General features: G+C 67.4%; 10 protein-coding genes. 8 read left to right on the plus strand and 2 right to left on the minus strand.

Annotation, left to right across the window (positions count from 1 at the left end; translation table 11 throughout):
* Window positions 1-5 precede the first annotated feature (5 nt).
* The 8 genes from QH168_RS14135 (at window position 6) to QH168_RS14170 (ending at window position 9,571) form a co-directional block, all read left to right on the plus strand.
* Window positions 6-1,244, plus strand: a complete 1,239-nt coding sequence (locus QH168_RS14135; protein WP_280235093.1) for an alkane 1-monooxygenase — start codon at window positions 6-8, stop codon at window positions 1,242-1,244.
* 61 nt (window positions 1,245-1,305) lie between these two features.
* Window positions 1,306-3,066 (plus strand): ABC transporter ATP-binding protein, encoded by a 1,761-nt coding sequence (locus QH168_RS14140; RefSeq protein ID WP_280235094.1) that lies wholly within the window; start codon window positions 1,306-1,308, stop codon window positions 3,064-3,066.
* The gene (locus tag QH168_RS14145; RefSeq protein ID WP_280235095.1) at window positions 3,063-4,841 is read left to right on the plus strand and encodes an ABC transporter ATP-binding protein; all 1,779 of its coding nucleotides are present in this window, start codon (window positions 3,063-3,065) and stop codon (window positions 4,839-4,841) included. The genes QH168_RS14140 and QH168_RS14145 overlap by 4 nt, the downstream gene beginning before the upstream one ends.
* Window positions 4,838-5,458, plus strand: a complete 621-nt coding sequence (locus QH168_RS14150) for an MptD family putative ECF transporter S component (RefSeq protein WP_280235096.1) — start codon at window positions 4,838-4,840, stop codon at window positions 5,456-5,458. Before QH168_RS14145 ends, QH168_RS14150 begins: the two co-directional genes overlap by 4 nt.
* 10 nt (window positions 5,459-5,468) lie before the next feature.
* Window positions 5,469-6,227, plus strand: a complete 759-nt coding sequence (locus QH168_RS14155) for an energy-coupling factor transporter transmembrane component T (protein WP_280235097.1) — start codon at window positions 5,469-5,471, stop codon at window positions 6,225-6,227.
* Window positions 6,224-7,651, plus strand: coding sequence for an ABC transporter ATP-binding protein (locus QH168_RS14160; protein WP_280235098.1), 1,428 nt, complete (start codon window positions 6,224-6,226; stop codon window positions 7,649-7,651). Before QH168_RS14155 ends, QH168_RS14160 begins: the two co-directional genes overlap by 4 nt.
* Window positions 7,652-7,866: 215 nt before the next feature.
* Window positions 7,867-8,799: a DMT family transporter gene (locus tag QH168_RS14165; RefSeq protein ID WP_280235099.1), complete on the plus strand. Its 933-nt coding sequence runs from the start codon at window positions 7,867-7,869 to the stop codon at window positions 8,797-8,799.
* Between the two features lie 37 nt (window positions 8,800-8,836).
* On the plus strand, window positions 8,837-9,571 hold the full coding sequence (locus QH168_RS14170; protein ID WP_280235100.1) for a TetR/AcrR family transcriptional regulator: 735 nt from the start codon (window positions 8,837-8,839) through the stop codon (window positions 9,569-9,571).
* Between the two features lie 41 nt (window positions 9,572-9,612).
* Here the strand turns inward: QH168_RS14170 and QH168_RS14175 are convergent, their stop codons facing one another.
* Together QH168_RS14175 and aztA are read right to left on the minus strand one after the other, a co-directional pair.
* Entirely contained in the window at window positions 9,613-10,611 is a 999-nt protein-coding gene (locus QH168_RS14175) for an AurF N-oxygenase family protein (protein ID WP_280235101.1), read from the minus strand.
* A 128-nt stretch (window positions 10,612-10,739) separates the two neighbouring features.
* The gene (gene aztA / locus QH168_RS14180) at window positions 10,740-11,414 is read right to left on the minus strand and encodes a zinc ABC transporter ATP-binding protein AztA (RefSeq protein ID WP_280235102.1); all 675 of its coding nucleotides are present in this window, start codon (window positions 11,412-11,414) and stop codon (window positions 10,740-10,742) included.
* Between the last annotated feature and the right edge of the window lie 9 nt (window positions 11,415-11,423).

Consider the following 11,423-nt stretch of genomic DNA (forward strand, 5'->3'; position numbering starts at 1 on the left):
CGGGTATGAAGGTCTCCGGTGCGGCCGGGACGCGGGTCGGCGGCCCGAAGCGTTATCTGTGGATGCTCGGTTTCGTCGCGCCCGCCTGTGCGCTACTGCCCTCGCAGCTGGTGTACCGGACCGGTGTCGAGCTGTTCTGGTGGATCGGTCCGATCATCGTGTTCCTCGTGATCCCGGTGCTGGATCGGCTGGTGGGCGACGACAGCAGCGACCTGAGTGCCGACGAGTACGCCGCTGTGGCCGAGGGCCGTTTCTACCGTTGGTGCCTCTATTCGTTCCTGCCGGTGCAATTCGCGAGCCTGGTGGTCGCGAGCTATCTGTGGGCGGGCGATGAACTGAGCACGATGGCCGAACTCGGTCTCGCGGTGACCGTCGGATTCGTCAGCGGTATCGGAGCGAACGTCGCGCACGAGCTGGGCCACCGGGTGCGGCGACTGGAACGCGTACTGGCCATGGCAGCGCTCGCTCAGTCCGGCTACGGCCATTTCCCGGTGGAGCACAACCGCGGGCATCACGTGTGGGTCGCGACGCCGCGTGATCCGGCCAGCAGCAGGCTCGGTGAATCGCTGTGGGAATTCCTGCCGCGATGCGTGTTCGGCGGATTTCGTTCGGCGCTGCGGCTGGAGCGGGAACGGTTGCGGCGCAAGGGTAAGTCCTGGTGGTGTGTCGACAACCAGATCCTGTCGGCGTGGGCGGCGACCGCCGTGCTGTTCGGTGCGTTGATGCTGGCGTTCGGTCCGGGGGTGCTGCCGTGGCTCGTGGTGCAGGCGGTTGTCGGCATCGTATTGCTGGAGGCGGTGAACTACGTCGAGCATTACGGCCTGCTGCGCGAGCAGCTGCCCGACGGCCGCTATCGGCGCTGCACGCCGCGCGACAGCTGGAACAGCGACCGCATCCTCACCAATGCCTTCCTGTTCAACCTGCAACGCCACAGCGACCATCACATGTATCCGGGTCGCCGCTATCACACACTGCGCAGCGCCGCCGGTGCACCGCAATTGCCCGCGGGGTACATCACGATGCTGATGCTGGCCGCCATCGCGCCGTGGTGGCGAGCGGTCATGGACAAACGAGTGCTCGACCACTATTCGGGCGATGTGACGCTGGCGAATCTGCATCCACGCAAACGTGATTCGCTGCTGGCGAAGTACGGGGCGGTGCACCCCGACGATGTCGGGCGCGAGGTGGTTCGGCACGGGCCGGTGGTGAACCGGCCGGGGATCGCGCGCTACAGTATCGATTGACAATGATTGTCATTAACGGAAATGTCTGGGTCGGGGACTCATGACGATCGAAGGGTTGGGTATGTCAGATCGCTCCGTCGTGGCAGCGCCTTCGGTTCTCGCCGCCGGTCGATCGACCTTGATCGGATGTGCCGTCCTCACCGCGGTCAGCGCGCTGGCCGGGATGGCGCCGCTGATCGCGGTGGTCGAGATCAGCAGGCGGTTGCTGGCCGGCGATACCGAGGTGTGGCCGATCATCGTGGTGGCACTGGTGGGCCTCGCGGTGCGCCAGCTCGGGACCTTCGGCGCCGGGGTACTGACCCACCTGGCCGATATCCGGGTCTCGTTCCGCATCCGACGTGATCTGCTCGCCAAACTCGAGCGGGTTCCGCTGACCTGGTTCACCGACCGCAACTCCGGTCTGGTGAAGAAGACCGTGGAAGACGATGTGGCGGCGCTGCATCAGCTCATCGCGCATTCGGTGGTCGAACTCACCGCCGCCGCGGTGCCGCCGGTGGTCGCCATCGGCTACCTGTTCTACGTCGATTGGCGGATGGCGCTGATCACGTTGCTACCCATGATCATCGGTCTGCTCGTCTACCAACGTGCGATGGCGGGGGCGGGGTCCAAATACCCGGAGTTCATGCAGTGGCTCGAACGCCTCAACGGCGCCGCGGTGGAATTCGTCAACGGCATCGGCGTGGTGAAAGCGTTCGGCACGCCAGGGGTGGCTAACCGCCGGTTCCAGGATGTCTCGACCAACTTCGCGCACTTCTTCCTCAGCTGGTCCAAGTCGACGAGTGTCGCGGGCGTCATCGCCGAGGTACTGGTGTCACCGCCGAGCGTGCTGGTGGTTGTCGCGAGCGCGGGATCCGTGCTCACCCTCACCGGACATCTGCCGCTGGTGAGCCTGGTGGCCTTCCTGGTCTTCGGCACCGTCATCACCGCGGGGTTGATGACCGTCATGATGACGGTGCATCCGCTGGTCACCGCACTGCAAGTGGCGCAGAGCATCCGGGAGCTGCTGTCGGGCCCCGAACTGCCGACCGCCGCCGACCCGAAGCCCTTCGATCCCACCTACGACGGTCCGGTGGTGCGGATGCGCGGCGTCCGATACACCTACGGCGACACCATCGCCCTCGACGGTATCGACCTCGCACTCCACCGCGGCACCATCACCGCGCTGGTCGGCCCCTCCGGCTCCGGCAAGTCCACCCTCGCGAAACTGCTGCCGCGCTTCGACGATCCGGCGGCGGGCTCGGTGGAACTGTACGGCGTGGACCTGCGGGAAGCCGATCCGGCGCAGCTGTATCAGCAGGTGGCCTTCGTCCTCCAGGACGCCGATCTGCTCCGCATGAGCATCCGGGACAATATCCGCCTCGGCCGCCCGGACGCCGACGACGCCGCGGTCATCGAGGCGGCGCGGAAAGCGCAGATCCTCGAACGCGTCATCGAGCTGCCCCGCGGACTGGACTCGGTGGTCGGCGAGGACGCGCAGCTGTCCGGTGGTGAACAACAACGCGTCTGCATCGCCCGCGCCATTCTGGCCGACCGCCCGGTGCTGGTGCTCGATGAGGCCACCGCCAGTGCGGACCCGGAGAACGAAGCCAGGATTCAGGATGCGTTGAGCGAGGTCGCGGCGGGCCGGACGGTGCTGGTGATCGCCCACCGGCTCAGCACGATTCGCGGCGCGGACCGCATCGTCGTGCTCGACGGTGGCGGTATCGCCGAACAAGGGACGCACGAGGAACTTCTGGCCGGAGCCGGTCTGTACGCCCGGCTGTGGGAACACGATCAGCGCGCCCATACGGTCGTCGCGGCGGAGATGGGGGTCGGTCGATGATTACGATGATTCGCTATCTGATGGAGTTGCTCGACGACGGTGGCCGCCGCCGACTGCGCACCATGCTGTGGCTGCAAGGCGCACAGGGTGTGCTTCAGGGGCTCGGGTTCCTGTTCGTCGCGCCGTTGATCGGCGCGCTGGCGGCCGATCCGGTCGACGGCACGGCCGTCGGAGGTTGGATCGCGGCGATCGCGGCGGTGGTCGGTGTGCACCATGTGCTGTTCTCCTGGAGCACTTCGATGGGATATCTGGTGGGCACCGATGTGCTCACCAGTTTCCACACCAGGATCGGAAACCATCTGGCGCGCTTGCCGATCGGCTGGTTCGACGGTGATCGCACCGGGCCGGTCGGCCGTCTGCTCAGCAAGGCCACCATGGACGTGGCCAATATTCCGGCGCATCTGCTGCGGCATGTGGTGGTCGGTGTCACCGCCCCGATCACCATGATCATCGGCAGCTACGTCCTCGATTGGCGGATCGGGCTGGCCTTCACCGCGGGCACCGTGCTGTGCGCCTTCGCGCTGTGGCTGTTGATGGTGATCATCCACCGCAATGATGATCAGTACGAGCACGATATCGGCGTCTCCGCCTCCCGGATCGTCGAGTTCGCCCGGCAGCAACCGACCCTGCGCGCCTACGGTGTGCGTCGACGGCCCGAACTCGGCACGCTCGAGGAATCGCTGGAACGCCAGCAGCTGTCGCAATCGCGGCTCACCATTCGCGGCGCCTGGGGCATGATCGCCTTCTTCGGCACGGTGCAGCTCGTCCTCACCGGTGTCATCGCATTGGCCGTGGCATTCGCAGTGGACGGAACCCTCGCGGTGCCCACCATGATCGGGCTGTTGATCATCACGCTGCGGATGCTCGACCCACTGGCCCAGCTCGGTGAACTCGCCGGACATGTGCAGGTGAACGCCGATGCCATCCAGCGGGTGCGGGCGCTGCTCGCGGTGGCGCCGCTGCCCGAACCGGCGCAGGGCGCCGAACCCGCGGGCGCCGATGTCGAACTGCGGGGTGTCACCTTCGGCTATGGCGGAGCCGATACGGTGCTCACCGGTATCGATGCCCATCTGCCGCAGGGATCGCTCACCGCGGTGGTCGGCCCGTCCGGGGCGGGGAAGTCCACCCTGCTCAAACTCGTGGCGCGCTTCTTCGACGTCGATGACGGCGCGGTGCTCATCGGCGGCCGTGACGTCCGCGAACTCGGCAGCGACGGAGTATCCAGGGTGACCGCGCAGGTATTCCAGAACGTGTACCTGTTCGAGGGCACCATCGCCGACAACCTGCGCATGGCCGACCCCACCGCATCCGATGAAGATCTGGCCCGAGTCGCCCGGATCGCGCGGTTGGACGAGGTGATCGAACGCCTACCCGACGGCTGGGACACCCGCGTCGGCGAGGCCGGTTCCACCCTGTCCGGTGGGGAGAAACAGCGCGTGTCGATCGCGCGCGCCCTGCTCAAGGACGCGCCGATCGTGCTGCTCGACGAAGCGACAGCGGCGCTCGACCCCGTCAACGAGGCCGCCGTCGCCGACGCGATCCACGAACTGGCCGCCGACCGGACCGTCGTCGTGGTCGCGCACCGGTTGTCGACGGTCCTCGCCGCCGACCAGATCCTGGTCCTCGACCGCGGCCGCATCGTCGAGCGCGGAACGCATGAGGATCTGCTGACGGCGGCGGGAGTCTACGCACGATTCTGGAACGAACGACTACGCGCCAAGGGCTGGCAACTCAGCGCCGCCGACGGATCTCGAGTACAGGCAGGACAATCGTGAGCACGCCGCAGGTCGAACAGCGACGCACCATCGATATCCGGATGAGTCCGCGCGATCTCATCACCATCGGAATCTTCGGCGCGCTCTACACCGTGATCGTCTTCGCCATCAACGCGCTCGGATTCCTCAACCCGACGATCATGCTGCTCGCCCTCGCCGCCAGCATCGTCGCCGGTGGGGTGCCGTTCATGCTGTTCCTCACCAGGGTGCGCCACGCGGGGATGGTCACCGTCTTCGCGATCGTCACCGCCGGATTGCTCACGCTCACCGGGCATCCGGTCGTCGGGTTCGTCATCACGGTCGGTTGCGCGCTACTCGCCGAGGTCATCCTGTGGCTCGGCCGCTACCGATCCCGCTGGGCCGGTGTCTTCGCCTACGCGGTCTACGCGATGTGGTACGTCGGCCCGCTGCTTCCGGTGTTCTACGACCGCGACGCCTACTTCTCGAGTCCGTCCATGCAACAGATGGGCTCGGACTATCTGGAACAGATGGACCGGCTGCTCTCACCGACCGTGCTGATCGCCTTCGACCTGTCCACCGTGGTCCTCGGCTTCCTCGGCGGACTGCTCGGATCCCGTTTGCTCGACAAGCATTTCGAGAAGGCGGGCCTGGCTTGACCGTCCCGATGTGCGGCCGGTGACGTCGATGGCCACCCTCACCCAGGACCCACCGATCCGGTCGTGGCGTGACCGGCGACTACGCCTGGATCCACGCACGAAGATCCTGCTGGTCCTCGGCGCCAGTGTCATCGTGATGGCTCCGGGCGGGCTCCGATTCTGTGCGGCCTGCCTCATCGTGGGGGTGCTGCTGGCGATCGGTGAGGGCGCATGGACGCGGGTGATCGTATTGCCCGCCGCGGCAGCGGTTCTCGCCGCGGTGGCCTTCGCGCTGCCCGCACTGGTCCGGCATCCGGTGCTCGGCGTCATCGGGACGGTCGCGGCCTATCTGTTGCGGCTGCTCGCCATCGGTGGGATCGCTGCGCACCTGGTCCGGACGACGGGCCCCGCGGATTTCACGGCCGCGCTGCGCGCCGCGCGGGTGCCGAGGGCGCTGACGGTCAGCGCGGCGGTGATGCTGCGATTCGTGCCGACCATCATCGCCGAGGCGCTGGCCGTCCGCGACGCCATGCGCCTGCGTGGGCTCGGTGGTGTCCGCGGCTGGCTCCGGCACCCGATCCTGAGCATCGAGTACTTCACCGTGCCGCTCATCGCCTCCAGTCTTCGGGTGGCCGACGATCTCTCGGCCGCCGCGCTGTTGCGCGGACTCGGCTCCACCACCACACCGACGAGCATGCATCCGCCGCGTCTGCGCCTCGCCGACGCCATCGCGGTGATCCTCGCCGCGGCGCTGGTGCTGGCCACACTGTGGTACGGAGGTCAGCCGTGATCGAGATCGACAGCGTCCGATGGAGTTACGCGGGCGGTGCCGCACCGACTCTGGACGGCCTCGATCTGCATATCGCGCCGGGGGAGACGGTGGTGCTGTGCGGTGCGAGCGGATCGGGCAAGAGCACCGCGCTTCGCCTGATGAACGGGCTCATCCCGCATTTCCACACCGGCGTCCTCGACGGCGGCGTGCGCGTCGGCGGTCGGGATCTGGCCGAGCTGGCCCTGGACGAGATCGGCCGGTTCACCGGAACGGTCCTGCAACATCCACGCCGCCAGTTCTTCACCGATACCGCCGAACACGAAATCGCCTTCGCCCTGGAGAACTTCGGCACCGAACCGGCGCGGATCCGCGAGCGGGTCGCCGCCCTCGTCGATCGCCATGATCTGGCCGACCTCACCGGACGCAGACTGCACGAGCTGTCCGGGGGACAGCAGCAGCGGGTGGCGGCCGCGGCGGCCGTCGGCCACCGGCCCGATGTGGTGCTCTTCGACGAACCGACCGCCAACCTGTCCACCGAGGCCGTCGCCCGGTTCACCGACACCCTTCGCCTACTGCGCGAGGCCGGTACCACCGTCGTCATCGCCGAACACCGTCTCGACTACCTGCGTGGTCTGACGGACCGCGTCGTCCTGCTCGCCGATGGGCGGGTGGCCGAAGAATGGGGTGGCGCGGAATTCGACGGACTCTCCGACGAGGTGCTCGCCGCGGCCGGTCTGCGGGTGCGATCCGTGCCCGCGGCGACCGTTCCCGCATACGCGCAGGGGCCGAGCGTCGCGGTCGCCGCCGAGTCGATGGTATCGCCGGACGAGTCGGGGGTCACCCTGCACGACCTGCGCTGTTTCCTCGGCGGTCGCCCGGTGCTCGATATCGGGTCGGCGCACTTGCCCGCGGGCGCGATCACGGCGATCACCGGCCCCAACGGCGCGGGTAAGACCACGTTGGCGCGCGTCCTGACCGGGTTACAACGGCACAGGGGGACGGTGTGCCTGGACGGGCGGCGCTGGCAGCGCCGGGACCGGCTGCGTGAATCGGCGATCGTGATGCAGGACGTCCAACGTCAGCTGTTCACCGACAGCGTCACCGCCGAACTGGCGCTCGGCTCGGCCCCCGGCACCACATCGCAGAACACGGACCTCCTGGCTGAGCTGGGACTCGCCGGGCTCGGTGACCGGCATCCGCTGGCTCTGTCCGGTGGACAGCAGCAGCGCCTGGTCATCTCGGCCGCTCGGGTCAGCGGGCGCCGGCTCGTGGTCTTCGACGAACCGAGTTCCGGCGTCGACGGCCGCCATCTGCGCTCGATCACCGCGGTCATGCGTGAACTCGCCGCCGCCGGGACGGTGGTGGTCGTGATCAGCCACGATGAACAGCTCCTCGCGCACGCGGCCGACCGTGATCTGCGCCTGCGCCCGCTCGGGAGCTGAGCCGATGGGTGCCTGACCCGCCTCGCTGCTCGGCCGCCACCGAGTCCGGTCAGCGGCGCATGACCGGCAGCTCATCGGACCACCGAATCATGCGCGAAAGGTCATGGTCGGTTGCGGAATTCGTCGTTGATCCCGGTGGCGGCGACCCGCGAGGGTGATAGACATCCGGATCTCATATCCGCGATATCTCTGTCCATTCCTGCGGGAGACACCAAATGACTGTGGTTTTTCTGGCTTCGGCCCTGTTGATCGGAGGCCTGCTCGCCGTGCAAGCCTCGGTGAACTTGCAATTGAACAAAGCGGTGGGCACCCCCTACGGCGCCTCCACCCTGCAACTGGCGATCTCCGCCGTGCTCCTGGCTCTGGTGGCCGGAATCGCCGGTGGCTGGGGCGCATTGGGCACCGTCGGCGAAGTACTGGCGCACGAGCCGTGGAAGCTGCTCGGCGGTATCGCCTCACCGATCTACATCACCAGCGCGATCCTGCTCTTTCCGCGGCTGGGCGCGCTGGCCTCGGTCGGACTGTTCGTCACCGGACAGATGTTCGCCTCCATCGTGCTCGATGTGGGCGGGCTGCTCGGTGTACAGCAGCGCGCCCTCGGGCCCGGCACCATCCTCGGCGCGCTCGCGGTACTGGCCGGAATCGTGGTCGTCATCCGCAGCCAGGGCGGCAAGGTGCAGTCCTCGACCGCCTCGCGCAGTGCGTGGATCGTGCTCGGCCTGGTCGCCGGTGCGGTCCTGCCGGTGCAGGGTGCGGTCAACGCTGCTCTGCGCGCGGAGTTCGACGATCCGATGGCGACCGGCATGTGGTCGTTCCTCGTGGCCACCGCGACCATCGCCATCGTGCTGATCGCCCTGCTGGTCACCGGGCGGACGCCGCGCCCGCAGGTGGCGCCGCTGCGGACGGTGCCGTGGTGGGGCTGGCTCGGCGGTGTCGCGGCGGCAATCTACGTCACCGTCACCTTCACGGTGATCCCGCATATCGGCGCGGCGACGACGATCGCGCTCACCGTCACCGGTCAGCAGCTGGCCTCGGCGGCCATCGACCACCGCGGGTGGTTCCAGCTGCCCGCGAAACCGGTGACCACCGTCCGGCTCGGCGGACTCGTCGCCTTGATCACCGGGTGTGTTCTGGTGCAATTGGCCTGATAACCCGGCGGGTGGCGGACTCGGTACACTGCCTGGCATGTCGGTGGTTTCGCCACAACCGCGGAATCCGGCGGCGGTCAGTGGCTATGAGGCTCGCTGGGAGCGGCACAACAGCGAGCGCCAGCTGACGATCCTGCGGGCCGCGGTCGAACTGCTCGAGGAGAGCCCGGCGGGCGCCGATATCGCGGTGCATCGCATCGCCAAGCGGGCCGGTGTCGCCAAATCGGTGGTGTATCGGCAGTTCAGCGGCCGCGAGGAACTGGACCGGCGGATCCGCTCATATCTGATCGATGATTTCGCCGCCCAGCTCGATGAGCAGCTCGATATGTCCACCGGCTCGGTGCGCGAGATCCTGACCCGCACCATCCGCGCGGTCGCGGATTGGATGTCGGATCATCCGCGCCTCACCGAGTTCGCCCGGACCGGACCGCCCTATGGCGGCGAGGACACCGTCGACGCCGTCGCCAGTCTGAAACTGCGGATCGCGGCCAGGGGCAGTGAGCTGATCTCCGCGGTCGCGCAGCTGATGGGGACCGACGCCACCCCCTTCGACTCGGTCCCGTTCGCGGTGGTGACCATGGTCGAAGGGGTGCTGTCCACCTGGGTCGCCGATACGGCGCCGGATCGTTCGCGGGGCCAAGTGGTCGACGAACTCGCCACCATCACCTGGTTCGTCCTCGACGGTGCAGCCCGCACCACCGGCATTCACGTCGACCCCGACCGCGAACTCGCCTCGGTACTGCGCGAATTCACCGGGCCCGCCGATAGTTAGCTCCGAACTCGTGGCCCGCGCAGGCGCGGGCCACGCGTTGCTCAGGCGGCGTGGCGCACCCGGCGATCGGGTTCGCTGCGATAGCGCGCATGATCGCCACCGATCCCCAGCGCGTTCCACAACCGTCGCGTGACCGGGTTCATCAGCCCGATCTCATCGGCGAGGGCGCGCATATCGCCGAAATATCCGGACAGGATCTTGCGTGACTGCGGGCTGCGCCAGAACGCTTCCTTGATCACCTCGCGCGGAATATCGAATTTCTCCGCGAACGACCGCGGTGGTGCGATGATCTCGCCCGCCAGCCAGCGCATGGCCAGTGGGAAGGCGATCGCGCAGACCTGGGTGCTCACCGGGTTCATCTTCGCGATATGCGCCTTGAGGAATTCACCGGCGAACGAGATGTGCCGCGCCTCTTCGGCGATATGGATCTCCATGGTGCGCAGCACCATCGGCGGCAGATTCGCGCCATCGCGGATCAGCGCCTTCTGGAAATGGTCGATCGGCTCCTCACCGCCGAGAATGCCGATGAACAGGATGACATGCGCGTAGCCGCCCGCCACACCGATGAACGGCGACAGCGCCTTGAAGACCGGCCGCATACCGGGCACATCCACACCGATCCGGTTGACCAGCTCCTGGAACATCTGGATGTGGTTGCACTCTTCGGTCATCTCGTGCAAGCAGTAACGGAACTCCGGCGACCCGTTGGGCAGCTTCATGATGTACTGCATCATTCCGCGGATCAGGATCGTCTCGAACGCGGCGCCGACCTTGATGGAATTGGCGACCCGCCATTTGCCGATCTCGATCTGCCGGTCCACCGACTGGTCCCGATACCACTGGGTGGCGCCGAGTGGATCGATCTCGGGGGACAGGATCCAGCGTGGGTCCTTCGGGTCCAGTGCCATTTCCGGCGAATCCCAGTCGATGTCCAGGTACGGGTCGAAGCGTCGGTTGACCGACCCTTCCGACAGCGTGTGCAGGGCATCGCGGTAGTCGTTGCCGACATTCTGGGTGAGCGGCACAGTCGACGGCGTCATCGGAGTCTCCTCGTGCGTGTGGTGTAGATCTCGCTACCACCAATTTACTGGGACTTTGCGTCTCAGTAAATACCGCATACAGCCCGGTATGAAATCGATCCCGTCGCCAGCGGTGAGAAGCGCGCTGATCAGCGTGAATGCGCGAGCAGCGCGGTTCGGGGTTCGCCTTCGGCGGCCACGCGCCCGTCGCGCAGGTGAATGCAGTGGTCCGCGCGCAGGGCGTCGTCGAGGTCGTGCGTCGCGTGCACGACGGTCACTCCCGCGGCGCTGACCTCGGCGATCGAGCGGCCGATCTGTTCGCGGGCCTGCGCGTCGAGTCCGGTGGCGGGCTCATCGAGCAGCAATAGCTCCGATTCCTGGGCGAGGGCCTGTGCGAGCAGGGCGCGTTGGCGCTGTCCGCCGGAGAGGGTGTCGAGGCGGCGATGCGCCAGATCGGTGATCGCGAGCCGGTCCAGGCATTCGGTCACGATCGCGCGATCGCGGGCGGTGAGCCTGCGCCACGGGCCGCGGTGGGCCCAGCGCCCCATCGTCACCGTCTCGCGGACGGTGATCGGCAACGTGGCGGGCACGGCGCTCTGTTGTACGACCAGGGCGGGCCGGTGGTCGCCGCGTCCGGTGACGGTCCCGCCCAGCGGCCGCACCACCCCGGCCAGCACCGCGAGCAGCGTCGATTTGCCGGAGCCGTTGGGGCCGAGCAGGGCGGTGATCTTTCCCGCCGGAATGGTCGCGGTGACCTCGTGCAGCACCCGATTCCCGTGGTAGCCCGCGGTGAGTCCGGCCAGGTGGATATCCGGTGATTGCATGATGCGACT

The sequence above is a fragment of the Nocardia cyriacigeorgica genome, assembly GCF_029868385.1.
In the GTDB taxonomy this organism is placed as follows: domain Bacteria; phylum Actinomycetota; class Actinomycetes; order Mycobacteriales; family Mycobacteriaceae; genus Nocardia; species Nocardia cyriacigeorgica_F.